A 25,769-nucleotide genomic window follows, 5' to 3' on the forward strand; every position below is an offset into this window, starting at 1 on the left:
TTACATAAAGGCGCTGATACAATAGTAAAAGTGAAACCGAGCACTTCGGTTTCTATAGCCCTGTATCACGTATACTATCATTGATATGTGGGACTAAATAAGAAACTTCTTTTATAAGGAGAGCGATCTATTCGTGAATGAAATGACTCATCGTACAAAAACACGTCCAGTTAAAGTCGGTAATTTAACAATTGGCGGTAATAATGAATTAATTATACAAAGTATGACAACAACAAAAACACATGATGTTGAAGCAACAGTTGCTGAAATTAAACGTTTAGAAGAAGCTGGCTGTCAAGTCGTTCGTGTTGCTGTTCCAGACGAACGCGCAGCAAATGCTATTGCTGATATTAAAAAACAAATCAACATTCCACTTGTTGCTGATATTCATTTTGATTATCGCCTTGCTTTAAAAGCAATTGAAGGTGGCATTGATAAAGTACGTATCAATCCAGGTAACATTGGTCGTCGCCATAAAGTAGAAGCTGTTGTAAATGCAGCGAAAGAACGCGGTATTCCAATCCGTATCGGTGTAAACGCAGGTTCATTAGAGCGTCACATTTTAGAAAAGTACGGATACCCAACTGCAGATGGTATGGTCGAGAGTGCCCTACATCACATTAAAATTTTAGAGGACTTAGATTTCCACGATATTATCGTATCTATGAAAGCCTCTGATGTTAACTTAGCAATTGAAGCATATGAAAAAGCTGCTCGTGCTTTTGATTACCCATTACATTTAGGTATTACAGAATCTGGAACATTATTTGCCGGAACTGTAAAAAGTGCCGCTGGTCTTGGAGCAATCTTAAATAAAGGCATCGGAAATACACTACGTATTTCATTAAGTGCTGACCCAGTTGAAGAAGTAAAAGTTGCGCGTGAGCTATTAAAGTCATTCGGCCTTGCATCTAATGCAGCAACACTTATTTCTTGTCCAACTTGCGGTCGTATTGAAATCGATTTAATTAGCATCGCTAACGAGGTAGAAGAATACATCTCTACACTAAAAGTACCAATTAAAGTTGCAGTACTTGGCTGCGCTGTAAACGGTCCTGGTGAAGCTCGTGAAGCTGATATCGGTATCGCCGGTGCACGTGGAGAAGGATTATTATTCCGTAAAGGGCAAGTTGTTCGTAAAGTACCAGAAGAAATCATGGTAGAAGAACTGAAAAAAGAAATCGACGTAATTGCTGCTGAAATGGCTGCTGAACGAGAAAAAGAAAAAGAAAAAGAAAAAGAAACACAAGAACAATAAAAAGAAGGTTGCCCACAAATATTGTGGCAACCTTCTTTTTTACGTAAAAAAAGCTCGTCAGTTGTGTAACCGACGAGTTCTTATTTTGCACATTTTGGACAACGGCCGTATATTTCAAACTTATGACCAGTTACTTCATAACCGTTAAAATCTTTATTCATAAAATCCATCGGGCAGGAAGTAATCTCTTTCGTCCCCCCACAATCTAAACAAATAAAATGATGATGATGTTCCATAATAGAACATGTAAAACGAAAATGTTTTTCACCATTTAATTCCGTTTGCTCCAAAACACCGATTTCAGCAAACACCGTTAAGTTACGATAAATCGTATCAAAGCTAAGACCTGGATAATCATCCTTCATATGCTCTAAAACGTCTTTCGCCGTTAAATAACGATTGTGAGCTGCAAATAACCTGAGCATTTCTTCCCTTTTCCCAGTATGTTTGTATCCTTTATCTTTCATTAGGCGTAAAGCTTCTGTTAGATTCATATCTATCCCTACTTTATGCAGTTTTTTTCTTTTTCCATAAAATCGCACCAATTAAAATAAGAACTGCTATCATAACAATTGTACCACCTGGCGCTAGATCAAGTTGATATGAAGCAAACATTCCACCAATTACTGCAATTTCACCAAATAAAATGGAAAAGAAAATTGTTTGTTTAAATCCATTCGCAATACGAATACTTGCTGCAACTGGTAACGTCATTAATGATGATACGAGAAGAACCCCTACTACACGCATTGATACTGCAATGACAAGAGCAACCAATATAATGAAAATAAAATGAATCCACTTTGCACTCAAACCGGTTGATACAGCATATTCCTCATCAAACGATAGTAAAAATAACTCTTTGTATAATAAAGTAATCGTTACAATAACAACAATTGCTACAATGCCGATGATTATTAAATCTGTACTTGTTACAGCACTTACACTCCCAAATAAATAACTAAATAAATCAGTGTTAAATCCATTTGCAAGTGATATAAAGATAACCCCAATCCCCATTCCTGCTGAAAGAATAATCGGAATTGCTAATTCTTGATAATGTTTATATACAGTACGTAATTTTTCAATTAGTAACGCCCCACCAATAGAAAAAATCATTCCCATATATAACGGATTTAAAAATCCTCCTGTGAAAATTGTTTTTTCTAGTAGTAAACTTGCAGCAATACCCGATAATGTCACATGACTTAATGCATCCGCAATAAGCGACATACGGCGAATGACAACAAATACACCGATAAGCGGTGCAACAAGTCCTATTAAAATTCCTGCATATAAAGAGTTACGTAAAAAGTCATATTGTAAAAAATCTTGTATCATTATATCCTCCCGTGATGCTCGTGTTCTAAACGATGAACATGATGTCCATATAAGACGGACATTTCTGCATCTTCTAACTCTCGGAACTTCTCTACATTTCCATGGAAATGTAGATGTTGGTTTAAGCATGCAACATGTGTTACCTTCTCTGTAACAGCTCCCATATCATGAGTAACGAGAATTAATGTGATTCCTAACCTTTTGTTTAAATCCTCTAATATCTCATAAAAACTTTCAACATTCTTCACATCGATTCCAACAGTGGGCTCGTCCAAAATAAGTAATTCAGGATCACTAACGAGCGCACGAGCAATAAATACACGCTGTTGTTGTCCACCAGAAAGTTCTCCGATATTGCGCCCTTGAAACGCACTCATCCCTACATCAGCAATCGCTTTTTCTACTTTTTCCTTATCGTTTTTCGTAAAAAAGCGAAACAGCCCTTTTTTCGAAACGAGTCCCATTGATACAACTTCAAAAACAGTGGCCGGAAAACCAGAATTAAAGCTATTTGCCTTTTGCGACACATAACCAACTTTGTTCCATTCTTTAAACTTCTTACTATCAACACCAAACAAACGAATACTTCCCTGTTTTGGCTTTAAAACGCCTAATAAACATTTTAGCAAAGTTGATTTTCCAGAGCCATTTGGCCCAACTAAACCTAAAAAAGCTCCCTTCGGAACTTGCAAATTAATATCTTCTAACACATTTCGATCTTCATATCGAAATGACAATCCTTCTATTTCTAATATATTATTCATAGCATCTCACCTATTTTAATTCAGAATGATTCCGATTTATATCTATTTGAATTATAGTACAGCTTATTATAGTTGTAAACCAATCTGCCTAAAATATATCAATTTTTTCAAGAAACCTTATTATTATAACAAAAAGCAGAGAAAAATCCTCTGCTTTCGAAAAATATTCCTATAAAATGAAACCTTAATCAGATGAGGCTATCCCCTAACGATTAGCGAGGGCTTTTACTGGATAAATTTTCTAGTGGATAGCCGATTTAAACTTGCCACCATTTGTCTCTTGTGTATTCATAATCGTAACAAACGCATTCGCATCAATTTCATACACAATTGATTTTAACTTTGTCACTTCCAGACGCGTTACAACTGCATAAATAACTTCTTTTTCTTTATCCGTGTAACCGCCTTTCGCTACAAGCTTTGTAGTTCCACGACCAAGACGATGCAAAATCGCATTTGATACTTCCTCATATTGATCTGATACAATTAAAACTGCTTTCGTTTCATCTAAGCCTTGAATGACTGTATCAATTGTTTTGAATGCGATATAGTACGTCATAACAGAATACATAGCTTGCTCAACACCAAATACAAATGCTGCCCATGCAAAAATAAATAAGTTCACAAACATTACAAATTCGCCAACAGAGAAAGGTAATTTCTTCGTTAATAAAATACCCATAATTTCTGTTCCATCCATTGATCCACCATGGCGAATAACGAGCCCTACACCAAGACCTAAAATAAGACCACCAAACACTGTCGCTAAAATCGGCTCTGTTGTAAATGGCGGCACAGCATGTAACGTTGATTCAATAAACGCTAAAGCTACAATACCGAACGCTGAAGATAGCATGAACGTTTTTCCGATTTGCTTATAACCCGAATACATAAATGGGATATTGAGAATAACGACTAAAGTAGAGAAACTTAACCACCAAATATTAGGAGTAAGATAATCTAACATAAGAGAAATACCAATAATTCCACCATCAATAATTTTATTTGGCATTAAAAATAGTTCAATCGCTACCGCTGCGCATGCTGCTCCAAAAATAATCATAACTAAACGATAAATAAGATGGATAACACTTTCTTTTCGATGTTGCTTCTGCTCCATAAGTCCTCCCTATACTCTTTTTCTATGGTTTTGTCCTTATATTATAACATACGCTTCTTTTTCTCATGAAAAAGAAGCTCTATACGAATATGTACAAGCTACGTACTCATATATTTCGATAGAAGAACATGTGAAGGAGGATAACTCGATGAACCTCATTAAACAACTTGTAAATAAAAAATTAAATCATATTTCTACAAAAGAGTTATTGAAATATAGTAAAGAGTATGAAGTTTCTATTACGACTGCACAAGCGGATCAAATTGTTTTACTTATGAAAGGTAAGAATATTAACATTTACGATAATGACGAACGGCTAGAGCTCTTAAAACAAATAGCAAAAGTAACCTCCCCTGCTACTGCCCAACAAGTAAATACTTTATTTCAGCAACTACTAAAATAAGGAGGGGAAAATCCCCTCCTTATTGCTTATTTCGCTTTAATTTTCTCAAGAATTCCTTCATCAAAAGTACCATTTTTCAGCATTTCGATTTCTAATTTATATGGTGGCTTCTTATCTTTTTTATCTTCACCTACATATGGTGTTTCAAGAATTTTTGGTACGTGCATTAACTGCGGGTGATGCACAATATGATGTAACGCTTTATAACCGATATGACCGAAGCCGATATTTTCATGACGGTCCTTTCCTGCGCCGCATACATTTTTACTATCATTAATATGAAGTACTTGCAAACGATCAATACCAACAATCTTATCAAATTCGTTTAATACGCCGTCAAAATCATTTACAATATCATATCCTGCATCATGCGTATGACACGTATCAAAGCATACTGATAATTTTTCATTATATTTGACACCATCAATAATCTTTGCAATTTCTTCAAAGCTACGACCGCATTCTGTTCCTTTTCCTGCCATCGTTTCTAATGCAATGTTAACCGTCTGCTCTGGCGTTAATACTTCATTAAGCCCTTTAATAATTTGTTGAATACCAGCATCCGCTCCTGCACCAACGTGCGCACCTGGGTGAAGAACAATTTGTTTCGCTACACCTAATGCCGATGTTCTTTCAATTTCCATGCGAAGGAAGTCTACACCTAATTGGAATGTTTCTGGCTTTGTCGTATTCCCAAGATTAATAATATATGGCGCATGTACGATAATTTCCTCAATACCGTTTAGTTCCATATGTTTTCTTCCTGCTTCTATGTTCAATTCTTCAATTGGTTTTCTTCGTGTATTTTGCGGTGCACCTGTATAAATCATAAACGTCGTTGCACCGTATGAAACAGCCTCTTCACTTGCTGCTAATAACATTTTCTTACCACTCATAGAAACATGAGATCCAATCTTTAACATACAATCACCTCTTCAATATACAATAGATATAATGATAGCATAATTTGTAGAAATATGTAGTGAATTGTTTGTTCCTAAAACACTACGCAAATTGTAACTAGCTACACCAAAACTTTAATCAGTGTTTTTTCCATCCTCCACTGATTTTCATCCCGCAAATAGCCGGATAAAAAAAGATAAGGGGGCTCCCCTTATCTTTTTTTATGGCTATATTTTTTCTTCACTTTGTCACGTTCTGTTGCAAGTTTACGTTTATAGTTTGGTTTTACTTTTTTCGGCTTTTTAATAACTTTCGTTGCCATAACGTCAAGTTCATCATTTGGTTTTTTACGGCTCTTACGACGACGACGTTCACCTAAATCCGCCCACTCATCTCCACGTAACTCTACATGCTTAAACTCAATATGACGTTGTTTTTCTAAACTATCTAACGCTTCTTCGTTTGCTGGATCATAAATCGTCACTGCAATACCTGAATGCCCCGCACGTGCTGTTCTTCCAACACGGTGAACGAAGAAATCTAAATCTGATGGAAGTTCGTAGTTAATAACATGACTAATTCCTTCAATATCAATACCACGTGCTGCTAAATCAGTTGCAACAATATATTGGAATTCAAGATCACGAATTTGTTTCATCATTTTTTTACGATCACGCGGTGATAAATCTCCGTGAATTCGTCCAACTTTTAGGCCACGTTCCATTAATCCGTCAGCAACCTGATCCGCCATCTTCTTCGTATTCGTGAAAACAACTGCTAAATACGGTTTAAATTGTAGCAACATTTTGTTCACTAAATCGATTTTGTTACGATGTTTAGAAGGTACTAAATAATGCTCAATATTCCCAGCCGCAACTTGTTTTGGATTGATATGAATATGCTCTGGATTCTCCATATATTTCTTCAGAAACGGTTTTAGTTTTTGAGGAATTGTTGCAGAGAAAACTAGCATTTGCAAGTTTCTAGGCATGCGTGATGCAATTTTGTCTACATCATGAATGAATCCCATGTCAAGCATTAAGTCTGCTTCATCGACAATAATAGTATTTGCTTTATGAACAAATAATGCTTGCGCTTCTACTAAATCTTTAATACGTCCTGGTGTTCCAACTACAATATGAGGTTGTTTTTTCAACTTTTCAATTGATCGTTGTTTATCAGTTCCACCAATTAAACAACGTGCTGTAATCATTTGATCTTCCGCACAAAACTTTGTTAATTTCACGATTTCTTCGTAAATTTGTTGTGCTAACTCACGAGTAGGCGCTGTAATAACAAGTTGTACTTCTTCACGACTTGCATTAATTCGGTTCAATGTAGGAAGTAAGTATGCATGTGTTTTCCCAGAACCTGTTTGGGATTGTCCAATTACACTTACACCTTTTTTCACGACCGGGAAAATTTTCTTTTGAATTCCTGTCGGCTCTGTAAAGCGTAGTTCACGAACTGCATCTATTAAAAATGGTTTAAAATCATACTGTGTAAAAGTTTGTTGTGTCATAAGTTACACCTTCTTTCTAAATTTCTACTGCGCGCACAAATCAGTCAAGTCTACATTATATCGAAATCTACAAGTAAAATCCATCTTTAGTTTAGGTTTTCCCTTCAAAAACTAACCTTCTTCCCTCTTATTGCATATTGTATGTGTATATACCTAACTGAAGAAAGGAGGATTTCTCACATGTTTCCAAAATCACCCACAAGGCAAATGTATCCGAATCAAGGACAGCAACCTTATACACCATATCCAATTCCACAGCTACCACCGATGGCACAAAAAAAGAAAGGGTTCCTTGCTAAACTCTTTAAAAAACACGATCCAACCGAGCCTTTCATGCAAATGGTTCCGCCTTATCGACAAATGGAAGGACCGCCGCCAATGATGCACCAGCAACCGCCGCCCCAATATCAACAACAATACCCTCAACAATACCCGCAGCAATACTCACAACAATACTCACAACAATATCAACCATACATGCAGCAGCATCCAGAGCAAAGGATCCCCCCTCAAATGTATGAATCAAATGAAATGCGCGGCGGTGCAGCAACTACAGCAGCAGCAAGTAGCGGCATCGGCAGTTTTTTTGCGAATTTAATTTCGAATCCAACTAATATGATAAACAATATCGAAAAGGTATCCCAAGTCGTTCAATCTGTAAGCCCTGTCGTCGAACAGTACGGTCCTATTATGCGTAACCTACCAAGCATTGTTAAAATCCTCACCTCTGGAAAAAGTACGGAAGAAGATCCGACTGAAGATCAAGCTAAAGACATAACAGAAAAGGTTGAGGTAGCAACTCCGCCTCCTCCACAAAAAAAAAGAAAAAGAAAAAAAATAGTGATTGAGCCAGTCATAGAAAAAGAATTACGAGAGGAGCCTGTTCAAAAAATAGCAACAAAACCAAAACTATATGTATAACAATCCTTTGTTTTCTATCCACTCCTCCTTTATAATATAAAAGACTATGCACAAAAGTATCCCTTGTTTAGAAGGAGAGGATTACTCATATGAAAATTGTTAAAATTTCCCCTCGTGGTTATTGCTACGGTGTTGTGGACGCGATGGTTATTGCACGTAACGCCGCATTAGATACATCATTACCAAGACCTATTTACATTTTAGGTATGATTGTTCACAACAAACATGTAACAGATGCATTCGAAGAAGATGGCATCATTACATTAGACGGCCCAAGTCGATTAGATATTTTAGATCAAATTGATTCTGGTACTGTTATCTTTACTGCTCACGGTGTTTCTCCTGAAGTTAAACAGCGTGCAAAAGAAAAAGGTTTAACGACAATCGATGCCACTTGTCCAGATGTTACAAAAACGCATGACCTTATTGAAGCAAAGAAAGCTGAAGGTTACCATATCATTTATATCGGTAAAAAAAATCATCCTGAACCAGAAGGTGCGGTTGGTATTGCACCTGACATCGTTCATCTTATCGAAAGAGCCGCTGATTTAGAAACATTAGAAATCCCAACGGATAAAATTTTAGTTACGAATCAAACAACGATGAGCCAATGGGATGTCCAGCATTTAATGGAGGATATTCAGAAGAAATTCCCAACAGCAGAATTTCATAAAGAAATTTGTTTAGCAACTCAAGTTCGCCAAGAAGCTGTTGCTAAACAAGCTGATGTTGCAGACTTAACAATTGTTGTTGGTGATCCAAAAAGTAACAACTCAAACCGTTTAGCACAGGTATCACAAGAAATCGCTGGTACGAAAGCGTACCGCGTCGCAGACGTAAGTGAGATTAAGTTAGAGTGGCTACAAGGTGTAGAAAACGTAGCTGTTACAGCAGGTGCTTCTACTCCAACTCCAATTACAAAAGAAGTTATCGCTTTCTTAGATCAATATGATCCAATGAATCCCGCTACATGGGAGAGAGTTCGAAAAGTACCGTTACAAAAAATATTACCTCGTGTAAAAGTGAAAAAAGAACAATAATAAAAACCGTTGCCTATATGAGCAACGGTTTTTTATTTTTCTTATACAAATGTAAATGGATCTGTATGTAATTGCGAAGCATGAATGTGTGCATTAAAGTTCTTTGCATCCACTTTTTCTTGTAATTGCTTTTGCACACCTTGCTTCATTACTTTTTCAACGTTATGTCCTGGGTCAACTATATTTAAACCGAGCATCATCGCATCATGAGCAACATGATAATACATGTCTCCTGTTACATATACATCCGCTCCTTTAAATTTAGCTTGATTGATGTATTTGTTACCATCGCCACCCAGTACAGCTACTTTGCGCACTTTATCATCTAATTTCCCAACAACTCGTGCACCCTTTACATCTAATGATTGCTTTACATGTTCTGCAAACTGTCCAAGTGTCATTTCTTCTTGTAAATATCCTATTTTTCCAAGCCCTAATGTTTCGCCTTTGTTATCAAGTGGGTACACATCATATGCTACTTCTTCATATGGATGCGCCGTCACCATTGCTTTAATCACTTTTCGCTGTAGTGAAGCTGGAATAATCGTTTCGATTCGTGCTTCTTCTACGCGTTCTAACTGCCCAGTTTCCCCGATATAAGGATTTGTCCCCTCTTGAGGTACAAACGTGCCTGTACCCTCGCTATTAAACGTACAGTGGCTATAATTGCCGATATGACCAGCACCTGCGTCTCCTAATGCTTTTCTTACTTCTTCTTCATGAGTTTCAGGTACAAACACAACAATTTTTTTCATTTCTTCTGCATATGTCGATGCCAAAACTTCTGTATCTTGCAATCCTAACGCCTCAGCAAGTAAATCATTTACTCCGCCCTTAGCAACATCCACATTTGTATGCGCTGCATAGATTGCAATATCATTTTTAATACACTTTTCAATAATTTTCCCATACGCCTTATCTGTATGAATCGCTTTTAACGGGTTAAAAATTAAAGGGTGATGAGCAATAATGACATTCGCTCCTAATTGTATTGCTTCATCCACAACTTCTTCCGTTACATCTAACGCAATTAATACGTGTTGTACAGGCTTATTAAGCGCTCCAATCTGCAGTCCAATCTTATCTCCTTCCATCGCCAAATGCTTTGGATACATACTTTCAAATAAAGAAATAATTTCATGGCCATTTGGAGTTTTACTCATGATAAAACCTCCTCTATCATTTTCATTTTCGCTTCGACTTTCGCACGCTTCGCTTTTGTTTCTTCAGAATCAGCCGCACGTTCTAACTGTTTTAAAATATTTTGGAAGTTTTTCAATTCCCCTTCCCATTTTTCAACGAAAGCTTCACTTTTTTCTTTTATTAAAAATGGTCCCATAAACAATTCAGCTTGTTTATTTTCGGAATAAGGAAGGTCGATGTTTCCGCGCTCCCCTACTAAAATTTCGTAAATTTTCCCATCTTCTTTTACGATTTTTTCATGGATAAGCTCCCATCCATTCTCAATAAACCATTCACGAATGTGATGCGCTGCAATATTCGGCTGTAAAATTAAACGCGTTACACCTACTAATTTTTCTTTACCACTTTCTAAAATGTCACGAATTAACGCTCCGCCCATTCCAGCAACCGTAATTACATCTACTTCTCCTGGCGCTATAACAGCTAATCCATTCCCTTTACGCACATCTACTTTATCTTGTAAGCCACTTTCAGCTACAGTTGCTTGCGCAGATCGAAATGGTCCATCTACAACCTCTCCAGCAACTGCTTTTGTAGCAATATTATTTATAATTGTATAACACGGTAAATACGCATGATCCGATCCAATATCAGCTACTGTAGATCCTACCGGTATTTCACGAACAACTTCTTCTAATCGTTTTGAAAGCTTTACTTCATTCATGTATTTCCATTACTCCTTCTCTTGTCAGTCTGTCTCCATGATAATGAATTTATAGTAGTTGTTGCAAGCCTATAACAACAATTCACATCTCTATCATTCATCGTATTTTAGAAAATATAGAAAAACAAGCCCTTTGCATAAGCAAAAGGCTTGTCATACAGAACTTTATTTTTTCTTTGATAACCAATCAGCTACTTTAGCGGCTTGATCAGCTGGAACTATATTTGGCGGCATGTTTCCTTTTCCTTTCGAAAGAATTTCTTTAATTTCATCTTTTGAAAGTTTCCCACCAATTTTTTGTAAATTAGGTCCTACTGCCCCTTGTAACTGATCACCGTGGCAGCTCGTACAGCTTTGCTTCACAATATCCTCTGGCTTTGATGCTGTTTGTGCTGGCTTCCCACCATTTTTTGCATCAGCTAACTCTTTAGATTTATTTAGCCCCTGAAATGAAAATACAAACATAACGATAATACCTAATGCTGCAATAAGAGCGAACGGAATCAGCGGATTACGTTTCATATCTCTTCTCCCCCCTCTATACCCCTAAATAGTTAGATGATTCAGTCATTTATATTGTACTTGAAAACGCTCTATCAGAAAAGAGTAAACTACTAATCATTAAAAATATTCCATAAATTCAGTTTATTGTTTTTCATTGTAATATCGCTTATTATTTCGATAATTATTAACGTTTCTCATCATATTTTTCACTTTTCTACATATATTTTTGTATAGAATAAACAAAATTAATCGAAAAATCGAAAAATGAGCATTTGCAAATCAAAAGACAATTCTGTAAAATAAATTACAAGAAATTGTAATCGTTGCCGATAGCTAAAGTTTAACAAAAATTAACAAAATAAAAAAGTTTACTTCACAAAGGTGAAGTAAACTTAAAGGTAGCCCTACTCTAAGAAATCCTTAAGACGCTTACTACGGCTTGGATGTCTTAATTTACGAAGTGCTTTTGCTTCAATTTGACGGATACGTTCTCTTGTTACGCCGAATACTTTCCCAACTTCTTCAAGCGTACGAGTTCGTCCATCATCTAAACCGAAACGAAGACGTAGAACATTTTCTTCACGATCTGTTAGTGTATCTAACACATCTTCTAATTGTTCTTTTAGCAATTCATACGCTGCATGGTCCGCAGGCGATGTTGCTTCTTGGTCTTCAATGAAATCACCTAAATGGGAGTCATCTTCTTCACCAATCGGTGTTTCAAGAGAAACTGGCTCCTGTGCAATTTTTAAGATTTCACGTACTTTTTCTGGAGCAAGATCCATTTCTTCACCAATCTCTTCAGGAGATGGTTCACGTCCTAAATCTTGTAGTAATTGACGTTGTACACGAATTAACTTATTAATCGTTTCAACCATATGAACTGGGATACGAATTGTTCTTGCTTGGTCTGCAATCGCACGTGTAATTGCTTGACGAATCCACCAAGTTGCATACGTACTAAATTTGAAACCTTTACGATAATCGAACTTTTCAACCGCTTTAATTAGACCCATATTCCCTTCTTGGATTAAGTCTAAGAAAAGCATACCACGGCCCACGTAGCGCTTTGCAATACTTACTACAAGACGTAAGTTTGCTTCCGCAAGACGACGTTTCGCTTCTTCATCGCCGTCTTCAATACGCGTTGCAAGTCGAATTTCTTCTTCTGCAGATAGTAAATCTACACGACCAATTTCTTTTAAATACATACGAACAGGATCATTGATTTTAACCCCAGGTGGTACACTTAAATCATTAAGGTCGAATTCTTCTTCCGCTTTTGTAATTTGGCGATTATTAGGGCCTTCTTCGTTGTCATTGTCGCCAACTAAGTCAATCCCTTGTTCACCTAAATATTCATAGTATTCATCCATTTGATCAGATTCAATTTCAAATCCATTCATGCGTTCTGCAATCTCTTCATATGTAAGAACGCCACGTTTTTTTCCGAGCTCAGTGAGTTGTTCTTTCACTTGCTCAAGGGTCATTTCAGTTTCAATTTGTTTAGAACGAGCTGGTTTGTCAGCCATCTGTTCCCCTCCTTACGCGAGATACAAACATTCATTATACTAAAAATTTATCAAAAAAGCTATTTTCTCGCTTTTTGATTTTGTAAATATGCTACATAATATTTAGCAGCTTCTACAGGATCTGTTTTTTCCATTTGTTTTACCTTAAAGATGATTTCCGTCTTTTCAAGTTTTTCTTGGTGACGTCTGAGCGTCTCCAAATGGCCTTGTAACACTTCTTCTGTGTATTCTGGATTAATAAATTCATCCGTCGAAATATCAGTGATAATATTTTTTAACTTCTCATCAGAGAGCCAACTTAAAAATGTTCCGACTGAAGGTTCATTTCCCTTTTCATAATATGCGTATAGTTCATATAAAATCCCTTTATGTTCTTCTGTATGAAAATCTTCTATGTGGGATTCCATACGAACAGCCACTTCTGGACTTTGCAACATATGGTAAATAATTTCTCTTTCTGCCCTTTCAAAACCTGTTAACTTCGGTTTTGTTTGAACAATTTGAGACGGCTTAGAAACCTGCTTTACTTGTTTTTGCTGTACCTTTTGTTCTTTGCGATATTGGTGCAATTGATTCAAAAGTGTTTCCATTGAATACGAAAATTCTTGCGATAATGACTTCAAATATGATTCTGCCTGCATCGCATCCTGTAGCAACGATAACTCTTTTAAAACACTTTTCACATATTCTTCTTTGCCAGACTCATCTTGCAAATTTTTCCCTAAACGCAAATAATTTATTTTAAAACCAACAAAACTTATACTTGATTTCACAAGATTTTCAAAAGCAGTTGTCCCATATTGTTGCACATATTCATCAGGATCAAGCTTATCTGGCAAGGATGTAACTTTCACTTGGCAACCAACTTTTAGCAATAATTGCCCTGCTTTCATCGTTGCTTCTCGCCCTGCTTTATCACCATCATAGCAAAGAACAACAGTTTCAACGTTACGTCGCAGAAGTTTTGCTTGTTCTTCAGTTAAAGCTGTTCCCATTGTCGCAACAGCTTCTTCCACACCACTTTTTACCGCAGCCATTACGTCGGCATACCCTTCAAAAAGGACCACTTGCCCACGTTTTCTAATAAACGGCCTCGCTTGGTGGAAGTTATACAACAATTTACTTTTATGAAAAATCGGTGTTTCAGGGCTATTTAAATATTTCGGAGTGTCATCTCCCAATGCCCTTCCACTAAACGCTATCACTTTACCTTGTAACGTATAGATTGGAAACATAACTCTTCCACGGAAGCGATCATAATGACTACCATCCTTCTCGCTTCTTATGAGAAGACCAGCTTGTTCCATACTAGACAGCGATAAACCTCTTTTTTGTAAAATTTTCGTTGCTGCATCCCAAGCAGGTGACGCATAACCAATTTCAAACTTCTCAATCATCTCTTTCGTAATACCACGTTTTAACAAATACGAAAGTGCTTCATTTCCTTCTTCTGTATTTACTAATAAATGATGATAATACTTTTTCAAAAGTTCATGAGCCTGTTGCATGATGACAGTGTCATCAGATATGTCTTCTTGTTGTCCTTGCCCTGATGTATACTCTGCAACTGCAGTTCCATTTCTTTCACCTAGCTTTTGAACAGCCTCGGTAAAAGCCAATCCTTCCATTTTCATTAGAAAGGAAAATACATTTCCACCTTCTCCACATCCGAAGCAATGAAAAATTTGCTTATCAGATGAAACAGAGAATGAAGGAGAATTCTCACCATGAAATGGACAAAGGCCAAAGTAGTTACGCCCCTGTTTTCTAAGTTGAACGTATTCACCAATCACTTCTACAATATCCGATGACGTCCGAATCTGTTCAACAACTTCTTCGGGAATTCTGTTCCCCATAAATCCATCTCCGTGTCGTATTTTGTATTCGATATAAATTAAAAAATTCCTTTATAATTCGACAATATTTTTTCTAAACTTATTAGAAAGTGTTGTCGATCACGTTATCAAACGATTTTTCAGGCCTTTTTCTACGTAATTTCGCAGATACGTACCTACTATATAAAATTGTATCCATTTGCTCATCTGTTACAAATGTATCTCCTGGAGACAATACATATACACTTTTTACAAGAAGACTAGCAAGCACCATATCCTATGTGATCACGAGATCTGTTTCTTTTGCATGTTGATACATATAAAAAATCAACTTTAGCTTATTCAGCATCTACATAGACCCAAACTTCCTTGCTACTTCCTTAAACAATGAGCATACGATGTGACAAACAAAATTTCGACATGAACTTTCGTTCCAACTTGCACAATTTTCAGCATTCACAGGATATGCATCTGCATCAACTAATACGATATTGATGTTTTGCATATTTCTGTATTCTACATCCCTTCTGCGAATCCTTCCATAATGTGCGTTTTCTTGTATAGATTTTGTCGATTTAACGTAATTACATGTCTTTTCGTAAATCCTATCCCTAGTTTATTCTGAAAAATTAAAGTCTAAACGTAAAATATAGGTTTTTATCACAATTTTTTATTATAATATATTTTCTTCAACTGCGCTACATATCCCTTTATTTTTTTCATCTTCTATTTCAGGATAACGAAACCCTGCCTTTAGCATAATAAAAAGACAGAAGAATATAAGTATAACCACTCCGCTATAATCTATTACGAAATCAACAGGCATTGTGTTTCTCACGAGCGAAAAAAGCACATTCACCTTTGGTAAATGTGCTAAAACAATTTTTGGTTTTGCACTGCATTCACAATGATGTTGGCTGTTTCTTCAATCGCTTTATTCGATACATCAATTACTTGACAATTTATTTTACCAACTACATTCTCAAAGTGATCAATTTCTTCTTTAATACGATTAATATTGGCATATGTTGCACCGTCACTTAGTCCAAGTGATTTCAATCGCTCTTTTCGAATATGATTCAACTTATCTGGCGTAATTTTCAAACCGAAGCATTTTTCTTTAGCCACTTGATATAATTCTTCAGGCGGATCTACTTCTGGTACAAGCGGTACATTGGCAACTTTCAAACGTTTGTTATGAGCTAAATATTGAGAAAGTGGTGTTTTTGATGTGCGCGAAATACCAATCAACACGATATCTGCTTTTAAAATGCCACGTGCGTCTCTACCATCATCATACTTTACAGCAAACTCAATCGCTTCAATCTTTTTAAAGTATTCTTCATCTAATCTACGAACAACACCCGGCTCATATCTTGGTACTTGGCCTGTAATTTCTTCAATTTGATCGATAAGAGGCCCGATAATATCATATGCCTCTACGCCTTCTTTCGCAGCCTCTGTCACTAAATACTGGCGCATGTCAGGCTTTACTAACGTGAAACAAATAAGCGCTTGATTGCTCTTAGCAATTGAAATCACTTCTTTTAATGTCCCTGTATCTTCTACATACGGTACACGTCTAATATCAGGAGCGAATGGGAATTGCCCCATCGCTGCTCGAACAACCAAATCAGCCGTTTCTCCAACAGAGTCAGATACGACATATACGATTTTATTATCCATTACATTACCTCACTTTAAACAAATTACACTTATTCGTTATTTACTAAATTTACAAACGCACGTGTAATATTTGTTTTTGTAATTCGTCCAATCACTTCTAAACCTTGCTTCGTATCTTTTACAACTGGCATCGCATCAATCTGTCTTTCTATTAATTCCATCGCAATATCATACAAAGAATCTTCTCTACGACACATCGCAATGTTTGGCATCCTTGTCATGATAATATTAACCGGAAGAGAGGTTAAATCCTGCTTTCCTAGGCTAGCTCGTAATAAATCTTTACGAGATACAACGCCAACTAATAGAGTCGATTGATCTACAACGAATAATGTACCTACGTCCTCTAAAAACATAGTACAAATCGCATCGTATACTGATACATTTTTATCAATTACAGCTGGTCTAGATTGATAATCTTGTACTTTAATTTTCTTAACAGCTTCAGATAATAGCTGCCCCCCAGTTTTACCCGTATAAAAATAACCTACGCGTGGACGCGCTTCTAAATAACCAGCCATCGTTAAAATTGCTAAGTCTGGTCTTAGCGTTGCACGTGTTAATCCTAATTGCGCAGCAATTGACTCCCCTGTAATAGGACCGTGATCTTTTACAATCTGAATGATATGTTCTTGCCGTTTATTCAGCTCTATGATAATCACCACCTTCAATGCACAACGAAAAAAGTTATACTATCTCTTAAATATTATATACTAAATATGCTATTTGAAAAAGATAGGATGTAAAAAGGACCGTATACGGCCCAAAATTATATTTGAAACTTATCAAGTTGTTCCAAGAAACGTCTTGATTTCAAATAAATCCCGCAATATTCATCATAATATGTATTCAATACTAAACGCATTTGTTTTTTTGTGCTATCCTTCACTGATACATTGCCAAGTCTATGTAAATCGAAGTGGTAGAAAAGACGTAATAATTTATGAACAGCTTCCCCCACTGGTATACGATACTGGTCTTGCTCAGCATGACGCGAGCACAGAAAACCGCCTTCCCGGACAGAGAAGGCGACAAAATCTGTTTCTTGATGACAAATCGCACATGTATCAAAATACGGGCGCATCCCTAATACTGGAAGCATTTTCGTTTGATAAATTAATGATAATACTTCTGAATCAACACCCTCACACATATAATGCAACGTTTGATATAACATTTCAAATAAATATGGATTATGTTTTTTATCTTCTGTTGCTTTATCAGTTAACTCAACAATAAATGATGCATAAGCAGTTAAAAATATATCCTCGCGAATTTCTTTCATAGTTGAAATAATCTCGCCTTGTTGCAAAGTTCCAAGCCCAGATCCCATTTGAATAAGAAAATTACCATGGGTCATAAGTTGCGAAACAGATGCTAACCGGCTTTTCGGCTTTTTCGCCCCTCTGGCCATTGCACTTACCTTACCCAATTCTCTTGAGAATATTGTAACAATCTTGTTCGTTTCTCCGTAATCTGTCGTACGGATAACGATGCCCTCAACTTTTTGAAACATGTTCGTCACCATCCAAGGTTTGAACAAAACGGGTCAAGAAATTGGAGAGTCTAGATGCGCTAGCTCCTCTTCATGTTGATCCATCTCATCGTTTACGTCTTTTTCCATCTCTTTCAAAAGCAAGTACGTTTCAATGCTTCCTGTTTTGGAGAAAAACTTCCAGGTAAAATCTAGCATAAGAATCCACCTTTCTCAATAAGCGTAGCCTATAAACCAATTTCCTTTGTTGTTATTAAATTGACCCATTTTGTCCATTTTCATGTGAGAAAAATTTTTCCTAATTTATCAAAACTCATAAAAACCAATAATCAGCGGATGAACAAAGCATCCGCTGATTACAGCTGCACTCTATTTTAGTACTCGTCTTCGCGGAAACCAAGGTCACGAAGCTGAGACATTTTATTACGCCAATCTTTTTGCACTTTTACCCATACTTCTAAAAATACTTTAGAACCAAGTAATGCTTCAATATCAAAACGAGCTCGCTTACCAACTTCTTTTAACATCTTCCCTTGTTTTCCGATAATAATCCCTTTTTGCGACGGACGTTCAACAACAATCGTTGCATTGATATAAACTGCCCCGCCTTCGCGTTTTTGGATTGCATCGATAACAACAGCCACAGAATGAGGCACTTCTTCACGTGTTAAATGTAGTACTTTCTCACGAATAAGCTCTGAAATAATAAATCGCTCTGGATGATCCGTTACTTGATTATCTGGGTAGTATTGCGGTCCTTCTGGTAAATACTTTTTAATTGTTCCAATTAAAGCATCCACATTATTGCCGTCTAATGCAGAAATTGGTACAATCTCTGCAAACTCATATAGTTTACGGTATTGATCAATTAACTCTAATAATTGCTCTGGATGAAGTTGGTCAATTTTATTAATTACTAAAAATACTGGTTGTTTCGTTTCTTTTAATTTCTCAATAATGAATTCCTCACCACGACCAAATCCTTCAACTGCATTGACCATAAACAGAACAATATCAACTTCTTTTAATGTCGTTTGAGCCATCTTCACCATGAAGTCGCCTAATTTATGTTTAGGCTTATGTATTCCTGGTGTATCAATGAAAATTACTTGTGAATCATTTTCTGTATATACGCCTTGAATTTTATTACGAGTTGTTTGTGGCTTGTCACTCATAATCGCAATTTTCTGGCCGATAATACGATTTAAAAATGTAGATTTCCCAACATTCGGTCTGCCAATAATAGAGACAAAACCTGATTTATAACCTTTTCTATTCATGTAAATCCTCCGCTAAAAATGCTCCTGGCAACAATTCTCCGACTGTCGTCTCTTGAACGTCACCATGTAAATTTGATAGGTATACTTTCGTATCCTGTTTACATAATTCTACCATAACTTGTCGACATGCTCCACAAGGAGGTACCGGACGCTTTGTATCTGCCACAATTGCGATAGCTACAAACTCTTTATCTCCTTCAGAAACCGCCTTAAATAAAGCTGTTCTTTCTGCACAGTTACATAAGCCATATGATGCATTCTCAACATTACATCCACGATATACTTTTCCATCCTGTGTTAATAATGCTGCACCTACTTGAAATTTAGAATATGGTACGTACGCTTGTTTACGCGCTTCGATTGCTTCTTGAATTAATTGTTTACTATTCATATTCCCGCATCCTTCCTGTCCACAGCTGTGAATAGATACACTCTCTGATTAAAGACCTTTACGGCACTTTCAAAGCTTAATAAAAGCTTTGGAATGCAACTATACCACATACGGCAAAAAGATAATAGCACCAATTATAACGGCTATTATCGCAAACAATAAAACCGCTCCGGCTGCGACATCCTTTGCAATTTTCGCAAACGGATGTATATCGGTAGTCGCTAAATCTACTGTTTTTTCCACAGCCGTATTTACCATCTCTAAACTCATTACAATTCCTATTACAATAAGTAATACCATCCACTCTACTTTCGTAATATGGAAATAAAAACCGCAGCATATAACAATGACTGCGGCTAAATAATGAATTTTCATATTTCGTTCATGACGAAGACAAAAGAATATACCTGCTATAGCATATCCAAAACTATTTATAAGTTTTCCTTTTTTCATCGACCTAATCCAAATGCCTCTAAAATTTCTTTTTGTCTTCCAAACATTTCTTTTTCATCCTCTTCTGTCATGTGGTCATAACCAAGTAAATGCAAAAAGCCATGTAACGCTAAAAAGCCAAGTTCACGATCAAAAGAATGTCCATACTCTTCAGCTTGTTCTTTCGCTCTCGGAATAGAAATAATAAGGTCACCTAACATGCGAGGCATCTCTGCACCTACAATTTCCATTTCTCCTTCTCCCATTTCTTCCATAGCAAAGGAAATGACATCAGTAGGCTGATCTTTATCTCGGTAATCACGATTAATCTCGCGAATGCGTTCGTTATCTACAAATGTCACTGATAACTCCGCACCATCCTCTATTTTTTCCATTTGAGCTGCTTTTTCTAATATCTCACGAATTAAATTCACATATTCTTCTTTCACTTCTTCTGTTTCATCAATGAAATCAATTAATAAACTCATTCTTTCTCCTTCTCTTCCGGTGGTTCCGGATATGTAATACGCGAATGGAAAATACCATTTAACGTTTCACATAACGTTTTTCCAACGATTTGTAGTTCCTTAAACGTCAAATCACATTCACTAAATTGCCCATCTTGCAGGCGATCTTTAATAATACTTTGTACTAAATTATTAATTTGATCTGGCGTTGGGTGATTCATAGAACGTACCGCCGCCTCAACACTATCAGCAATACCAACAATTGCCGACTCTTTAGAAGTTGCTTTTGATCCCGGATAGCGGAACATCTCTTCTGTATATTTTTCTTTATCTTCTTTAATCGCCTTATAATAAAAATATTTAAGTAATGTTGTACCATGGTGTTGTCCCGCAATATCGATAATTTCTTGCGGAATATGGTATTCTTCGAGCATTCTGACTCCATCTGTTACATGAGCAATGATAATATCTTTACTCGTCACAGGATCTAATTTATCATGTGGATTTTCAATTCCCATCTGATTTTCAATAAAGAATTGCGGTTGTACTGTTTTTCCTACATCATGATAATACGCCCCTACACGTGCTAATACACCATTTGCTCCAACCGCTTCACAAGCTGCCTCAGAAAGATTCGCTACCATTACACTGTGGTGATATGTTCCTGGCGCTTCTAACAAAATTCTACGCAAAAGCGGATGATTCGGACTTGATAGTTCCATAAGCTTCATGCTTGATACAATTCCAAGTCCACTCTCTAAATATGGTAATATCCCCATCGCTAAAACGGATGAGATAATCCCTGAAACGGAAGCCATCAATAATTGCGTTCCAATTTCAAGAGGTGAAAAATTCCCATTACGTAATAATAATAACGCCGCTAAGACGACTACATTTAAGATAGAAACGAGTATACCAGCTTGCAAAATCATCGTACGACGATTTTTTTCTCTTAAGAAAATACTTACTGATAATGAACTTAATAGCACATAAATACCTACACTATAATTAAGTGTACTTGTTACTCCTTCATTAAACATAATACTTCCGCACACAGAAAAAATCATACTTGTTAAAAATACAAATCGATCGCCAATCATTAGTTTTACAAGTATTGTTCCCATCGCAACTGGGACAACATACGCAATTCCTGCATATTCAAGCTTTTGAAACAAACTAATAGTTTTCATTAAAACAATCGTGATAGATAAAATTGTAATATATGCTAAAACATAGGGTCTGTCTTCTCTTTTACGCTGTAAAAATACTTCAAACTGCTTATGCATAAAGTACAGTAACACACCAATGAGCACCGCTAATCCAACATAAGGCTGAAAACTATTACCTTTCTCTAATAAACCGACTAATTTCAACTGATTATACATATCACTTGAAATTGTTTCACCTTCTCTAACAATAACTTGTCCTTGAAGAATATAAACAGGTGGAACTAAATCTTCTTCCGCTTTCTTCTTCTCTTTCGTTACAGCCGGATCATAAAAGTAATTTGCCGTAATCGCATATGATCCTAGCGCATTCACAGCTTCCTTCAATCCGCTATTCACATTGAGGCTTTTCATTTCATTAACAAATCGCTCTTTTGCCGCTATTTCTTCGGACATTTTAATATTTCCACCCATAATAACACTAACAGACGTTAGAGCCGCATTCTTTGCTAATTCTAATTGATCCGGTTCTGCATTAATAAAGTATAATAAATTCTCATCAGATAATTCCTTTGTTAAATTAGATGGCAACTTCTTCTTCAACTTTTCTAATTTATTTGCATCAGTCATCTTTTTTTGTTCTTCAGGTCCAGCAGCTTTCATCTCTTGAATTACTTCATTTACCTTAGCAAAAACATCATTTACAATATCTACTCTATTTTGTTTATATTCACTTCTATATGTATATTGATCCCCAACTTTTTGAGCGGCCTCTTGTTTTTTTCTGTCCGTTATAACCTTATCTTCAATTTTAATAGGAGAATGAATTGTTTTTTTCGCAATAGAATACATATCAACATCTAATTGCTCTGGTTTTACATTATTCATAAGTGCAAAAAACAGCACTGCTCCTAATAAAACATAAGAAATCCAACTTAGTTTTTTCGAATGTTGTAAATTACGAAACCACTTAGAAATTTCTTGAGCTCTTAACATGATTTCAATACCTTCTCCTCTCCAGAAATAAAGTGAAACTATTTATAGCTTTCATTTCTTCTAGCCAACGATACTTTTAGGTAACATTTTGATACACCAGTACCTATAGTTTATTTCTCTTATCTTTTATGATAGTAAAAAATATGCCGTTCGCCAACCTTAATACAAAAAGAAATGATCCTGACAAATAGGATCATTCCATTTTATCATATGCCTCAATAATACGTTGCACCAGCGGATGCCTCACAACGTCCGTCTGTTCTAATGTAATGAATGAAAGACCTGATACACCAGATAAAATGTTAGAAGCTAGCGAAAGCCCTGATTTTACCCCTTTTGGTAAGTCTACTTGTGAAGGGTCTCCCGTAATAACCATTTTAGAACTAAAACCCAATCTTGTTAAAAACATTTTTATTTGTGCACCCGTTGTATTTTGAGCTTCATCTAAAATAACAAATGAATCATCGAGCGTACGCCCTCTCATATAAGCAAGAGGCGCGATTTCAATTACACCTCGCTCCATCATACGTTGCGTATATTCTTGTCCAAGAATATCGTGCAACGCATCATACAATGGACGTAAATACGGATCTACCTTCTCTTTCAAATCTCCTGGTAAAAAACCTAAACTTTCTCCAGCCTCTACAGCCGGTCTCGTTAAAATAATTTTCTTTACATATCCTTGCTTTAAAGCTCTCACAGCCATTACTACAGCTAAGTATGTTTTCCCCGTCCCAGCAGGTCCTATTCCAAATACAATATCATTCTTCTTCATTGCATGAATATATCTTCTTTGCCCCATTGTTTTTACACGAATGGATTTACCTTTTGCCGTTTTAAAGATTTCTTCTTCATATAACTCTTCAAATTGAGCAATATTCCCTTGTTGTGCGAGCTGAATTGCATACGCAACATCTCTTTCTGCAATTGATACACCTTTTCGAATAACAACAAGTAATTGCTGTAAGATTTTTTCTACGAGTGTCACAGTTTCAACTGCTCCAGATGCATGAACAGTTTCACCTCTAGTTACAATCGATACATTCAGTTCCCGTTCAATTACTTTCAAATGAGCATCATTGACTCCAAAAAGAGCGATTGCTTCGTTAGTATTTTCCAATTGTTGGTTCATTTCTACTAATTGTTCTGCCATTACTCAGTCTCCTTGAATATCGGATTCGGATATTGGTTGTGGCTCTGCAATATTTTCGATCACAGTATAATGCAACGTGACTTTTAGTTGATCCGCCTCAACCTCTTTACTCAAAATCTTATCACTTACAATCATAGCATGTTCATCCAATTTTTTCTTTAGTTCTTTTTCAGCCATCTCTTTCGCTACTTTCATTGCCTGTTTTTCTGTATATTCCCGATTCGCTTCTTCCTCTTCTCGCACGATATCTTTTTCGTACGCGATCGGCAGTGTAAAACCAAATAGTTTCACATCGTGTTTTACACTTTCAGTACGAGAGCGTTTATACTTATCATGTTGAAATCCCCATATTTTTATTTTCGCACTCCCAAATGTAAGGTAATGCTCATTATATGCATTGCCAGTATATACTTGAAATTGCGTCTTCAGTGGTACATTCACCTCAGATGTATACCACGTTTCTCCATACACAATACCTTTCGCCGAAACAATCGTTGGACTCTCCTCATTACCGTATATCCCTGATACGAGAAGCTGTCCTTTTTCGACATGGTCATTTTTCAAGACGACTGGTTTTCCTACTTCAACAAATGTTTTTGTAACAATCGCTTCTTTTTTTGCTACTAAATTTTGCGGCCTTTGTTCCTTTTCTTTTTTCGGCTCGTTTTTTTCAACAATTTTAAAATGGTACGTCGTTCCTCTTATTTCTAGTCCCGCCCAAGTAATCGCATTAATATTGTCTGTCAAATGACGTTGTACATCTTCTACATTAGGCATTTGGAATTGTAATTTCCCTTTTTTAATACCCATTTTGTCCAATTCTTTCATCAATATATATTCCGTTTCAGGTTTCGCTCCTGTAATTTCAATTTTCCAAACCATATTTGATAATGCAATCATGCCAAAAAAGAAAATTAAAAAACCAATTAAGAATCCACTATTTTTAATTAAACGCTTATTTAAAAAAGGAAAACCGTAACGTCCAATAAAATATAGTTTACATTCATTTTTTCTATAAATTGGTTTTATTTTCTTCACATCTCGTAATAACATACAAAAAACTAACGTTTCATCAGCAATCTTCTTAACATCCCAAACTAATAATTTTCTACGTACACATTCGTTAACGAACCGTTCCGCTCCTCTACCTTCAATTCGTACTTTTACATATCCAAGCCACTTTATAAACCATTTATTTTTCATCTACTACCTCCACTACCTTTCCAAAAGTATACACACTACTTTTTTCAATTTAATTAGCAAAATAGCTCGTACGAAAATGAAATAAAGAGTTTTACTGCCCATAAATAGCGAGATAAACTGAATAGTAAGGTCGAATCACAAAAATAACGAAGAAAAACTTCACATATGGAAGTTTCTCTCACTCCTCTTTTTTTTCGTTTTCTAAAAACGTCACTTGCTCAATTATTCCTTCAAGCAAAAGTTCTTCTGGAAGGATTGTTTTAATAATAAAGGATTGCCCCTTAATTAATAATTGACCGTGCTTTAACAACAATCTTACTTCTTTATCTGAAAACACTAATAAACCCCGATGATTTTCTATATAGATATGCACTTGCCCAACAAGCGTGATCCGAGGTAGATCCATTAGCACATCCACTGGTAGGTCTATTTGCTTCGTTAACCAATTCTTCATTTGTTCTAATTTTTTCATCTCAAAAGACCCCCTCTC

The 25,769-nt window shown here is 36.2% G+C and carries 27 protein-coding genes; 4 read left to right on the forward strand and 23 right to left on the reverse strand.

The features are described 5' to 3' along the window. Window positions 1-142 precede the first annotated feature (142 nt). Window positions 143-1,258, forward strand: coding sequence for a flavodoxin-dependent (E)-4-hydroxy-3-methylbut-2-enyl-diphosphate synthase (gene ispG, locus KZZ19_RS20920; protein ID WP_131934101.1), 1,116 nt, complete (start codon window positions 143-145; stop codon window positions 1,256-1,258). A gap of 80 nt (window positions 1,259-1,338) precedes the next feature. Here ispG and KZZ19_RS20925 read toward each other — a convergent pair whose 3' ends face one another. The 4 genes from KZZ19_RS20925 to KZZ19_RS20940 form a co-directional block, all read right to left on the reverse strand. Then, window positions 1,339-1,752, reverse strand: coding sequence for a Fur family transcriptional regulator (locus KZZ19_RS20925; protein ID WP_001054512.1), 414 nt, complete (start codon window positions 1,750-1,752; stop codon window positions 1,339-1,341). Window positions 1,753-1,765: 13 nt separating this feature from the next. Then, entirely contained in the window at window positions 1,766-2,599 is an 834-nt protein-coding gene (locus KZZ19_RS20930; protein WP_000613823.1) for a metal ABC transporter permease, read from the reverse strand. Next, a complete protein-coding gene (locus KZZ19_RS20935) occupies window positions 2,599-3,363 on the reverse strand; it encodes a metal ABC transporter ATP-binding protein (RefSeq protein ID WP_088097772.1) in 765 nt (254 codons plus the stop codon). Before KZZ19_RS20935 ends, KZZ19_RS20930 begins: the two co-directional genes overlap by 1 nt. 241 nt (window positions 3,364-3,604) lie before the next feature. After that, window positions 3,605-4,483 (reverse strand): YitT family protein, encoded by an 879-nt coding sequence (locus KZZ19_RS20940; protein WP_088097773.1) that lies wholly within the window; start codon window positions 4,481-4,483, stop codon window positions 3,605-3,607. Window positions 4,484-4,631: 148 nt separating this feature from the next. Between KZZ19_RS20940 and KZZ19_RS20945 the strand changes: the two genes are divergently transcribed. Further along, a complete protein-coding gene (locus KZZ19_RS20945) occupies window positions 4,632-4,886 on the forward strand; it encodes a DUF2624 domain-containing protein (protein WP_001048965.1) in 255 nt (84 codons plus the stop codon). 26 nt (window positions 4,887-4,912) lie between these two features. On the opposite strand, the gene KZZ19_RS20950 is transcribed toward KZZ19_RS20945, so the two are convergent. Together KZZ19_RS20950 and KZZ19_RS20955 are read right to left on the reverse strand one after the other, a co-directional pair. Continuing rightward, entirely contained in the window at window positions 4,913-5,809 is an 897-nt protein-coding gene (locus KZZ19_RS20950; protein WP_237979509.1) for a deoxyribonuclease IV, read from the reverse strand. A 191-nt stretch (window positions 5,810-6,000) separates the two neighbouring features. Next, a complete protein-coding gene (locus KZZ19_RS20955) occupies window positions 6,001-7,311 on the reverse strand; it encodes a DEAD/DEAH box helicase (protein ID WP_087981972.1) in 1,311 nt (436 codons plus the stop codon). A gap of 180 nt (window positions 7,312-7,491) precedes the next feature. Here KZZ19_RS20955 and KZZ19_RS20960 point away from each other — a divergent pair, with 180 nt between their 5' ends. Both KZZ19_RS20960 and KZZ19_RS20965 read left to right on the forward strand, forming a co-directional pair. Then, a complete protein-coding gene (locus KZZ19_RS20960; protein ID WP_237979510.1) occupies window positions 7,492-8,232 on the forward strand; it encodes a YqfQ family protein in 741 nt (246 codons plus the stop codon). Between the two features lie 89 nt (window positions 8,233-8,321). Next, window positions 8,322-9,272: a 4-hydroxy-3-methylbut-2-enyl diphosphate reductase gene (locus KZZ19_RS20965; RefSeq protein ID WP_098341783.1), complete on the forward strand. Its 951-nt coding sequence runs from the start codon at window positions 8,322-8,324 to the stop codon at window positions 9,270-9,272. A gap of 41 nt (window positions 9,273-9,313) precedes the next feature. Here the strand turns inward: KZZ19_RS20965 and KZZ19_RS20970 are convergent, their stop codons facing one another. The 17 genes from KZZ19_RS20970 to yqfC form a co-directional block, all read right to left on the reverse strand. Then, complete coding sequence (locus KZZ19_RS20970; protein WP_237979511.1) at window positions 9,314-10,435, reverse strand: Nif3-like dinuclear metal center hexameric protein; 1,122 nt, start codon at window positions 10,433-10,435, stop codon at window positions 9,314-9,316. After that, window positions 10,432-11,139: a tRNA (adenine(22)-N(1))-methyltransferase gene (locus KZZ19_RS20975; RefSeq protein WP_237979512.1), complete on the reverse strand. Its 708-nt coding sequence runs from the start codon at window positions 11,137-11,139 to the stop codon at window positions 10,432-10,434. Before KZZ19_RS20975 ends, KZZ19_RS20970 begins: the two co-directional genes overlap by 4 nt. Window positions 11,140-11,304: 165 nt before the next feature. After that, window positions 11,305-11,661, reverse strand: coding sequence for a cytochrome c550 (gene cccA / locus KZZ19_RS20980; protein WP_000828145.1), 357 nt, complete (start codon window positions 11,659-11,661; stop codon window positions 11,305-11,307). Between the two features lie 386 nt (window positions 11,662-12,047). Next, window positions 12,048-13,175 carry an RNA polymerase sigma factor RpoD gene (rpoD, locus tag KZZ19_RS20985; protein WP_237979514.1) on the reverse strand — a complete coding sequence of 376 codons (1,128 nt, stop codon included), beginning with the start codon at window positions 13,173-13,175 and terminating at the stop codon, window positions 12,048-12,050. Between the two features lie 59 nt (window positions 13,176-13,234). Continuing rightward, entirely contained in the window at window positions 13,235-15,031 is a 1,797-nt protein-coding gene (gene dnaG, locus KZZ19_RS20990) for a DNA primase (protein ID WP_237979515.1), read from the reverse strand. 852 nt (window positions 15,032-15,883) lie between these two features. Next, a complete protein-coding gene (locus tag KZZ19_RS20995) occupies window positions 15,884-16,696 on the reverse strand; it encodes a pyruvate, water dikinase regulatory protein (protein ID WP_000368940.1) in 813 nt (270 codons plus the stop codon). A 29-nt stretch (window positions 16,697-16,725) separates the two neighbouring features. Beyond that, on the reverse strand, window positions 16,726-17,358 hold the full coding sequence (locus tag KZZ19_RS21000) for a helix-turn-helix transcriptional regulator (protein ID WP_000583755.1): 633 nt from the start codon (window positions 17,356-17,358) through the stop codon (window positions 16,726-16,728). Between the two features lie 107 nt (window positions 17,359-17,465). After that, window positions 17,466-18,212, reverse strand: a complete 747-nt coding sequence (gene recO, locus KZZ19_RS21005; protein ID WP_000487012.1) for a DNA repair protein RecO — start codon at window positions 18,210-18,212, stop codon at window positions 17,466-17,468. Between the two features lie 33 nt (window positions 18,213-18,245). After that, window positions 18,246-18,389, reverse strand: a complete 144-nt coding sequence (locus tag KZZ19_RS21010; protein ID WP_000883924.1) for a YqzL family protein — start codon at window positions 18,387-18,389, stop codon at window positions 18,246-18,248. A 176-nt stretch (window positions 18,390-18,565) separates the two neighbouring features. Next, complete coding sequence (era, locus tag KZZ19_RS21015) at window positions 18,566-19,471, reverse strand: GTPase Era (RefSeq protein WP_061677310.1); 906 nt, start codon at window positions 19,469-19,471, stop codon at window positions 18,566-18,568. Continuing rightward, window positions 19,464-19,862 carry a cytidine deaminase gene (locus KZZ19_RS21020; RefSeq protein WP_001086294.1) on the reverse strand — a complete coding sequence of 133 codons (399 nt, stop codon included), beginning with the start codon at window positions 19,860-19,862 and terminating at the stop codon, window positions 19,464-19,466. The genes era and KZZ19_RS21020 overlap by 8 nt, the downstream gene beginning before the upstream one ends. A gap of 99 nt (window positions 19,863-19,961) precedes the next feature. Further along, window positions 19,962-20,315: a diacylglycerol kinase family protein gene (locus KZZ19_RS21025; RefSeq protein WP_000715483.1), complete on the reverse strand. Its 354-nt coding sequence runs from the start codon at window positions 20,313-20,315 to the stop codon at window positions 19,962-19,964. Next, window positions 20,312-20,782, reverse strand: coding sequence for an rRNA maturation RNase YbeY (ybeY, locus tag KZZ19_RS21030; protein ID WP_000054689.1), 471 nt, complete (start codon window positions 20,780-20,782; stop codon window positions 20,312-20,314). The genes KZZ19_RS21025 and ybeY overlap by 4 nt, the downstream gene beginning before the upstream one ends. Beyond that, the gene (locus KZZ19_RS21035; protein WP_237979516.1) at window positions 20,779-22,923 is read right to left on the reverse strand and encodes an HD family phosphohydrolase; all 2,145 of its coding nucleotides are present in this window, start codon (window positions 22,921-22,923) and stop codon (window positions 20,779-20,781) included. The genes ybeY and KZZ19_RS21035 overlap by 4 nt, the downstream gene beginning before the upstream one ends. Before the next feature lie 193 nt (window positions 22,924-23,116). Continuing rightward, entirely contained in the window at window positions 23,117-24,076 is a 960-nt protein-coding gene (locus tag KZZ19_RS21040) for a PhoH family protein (protein ID WP_237979517.1), read from the reverse strand. Between the two features lie 3 nt (window positions 24,077-24,079). Continuing rightward, complete coding sequence (gene yqfD, locus KZZ19_RS21045) at window positions 24,080-25,279, reverse strand: sporulation protein YqfD (protein WP_088097785.1); 1,200 nt, start codon at window positions 25,277-25,279, stop codon at window positions 24,080-24,082. 178 nt (window positions 25,280-25,457) lie between these two features. Continuing rightward, entirely contained in the window at window positions 25,458-25,751 is a 294-nt protein-coding gene (yqfC, locus tag KZZ19_RS21050) for a sporulation protein YqfC (RefSeq protein ID WP_000732264.1), read from the reverse strand. Window positions 25,752-25,769 lie beyond the last annotated feature (18 nt).

Source organism: Bacillus thuringiensis, from assembly GCF_022095615.2.
Taxonomy (GTDB): Bacteria; Bacillota; Bacilli; order Bacillales; family Bacillaceae_G; genus Bacillus_A; species Bacillus_A cereus_AG.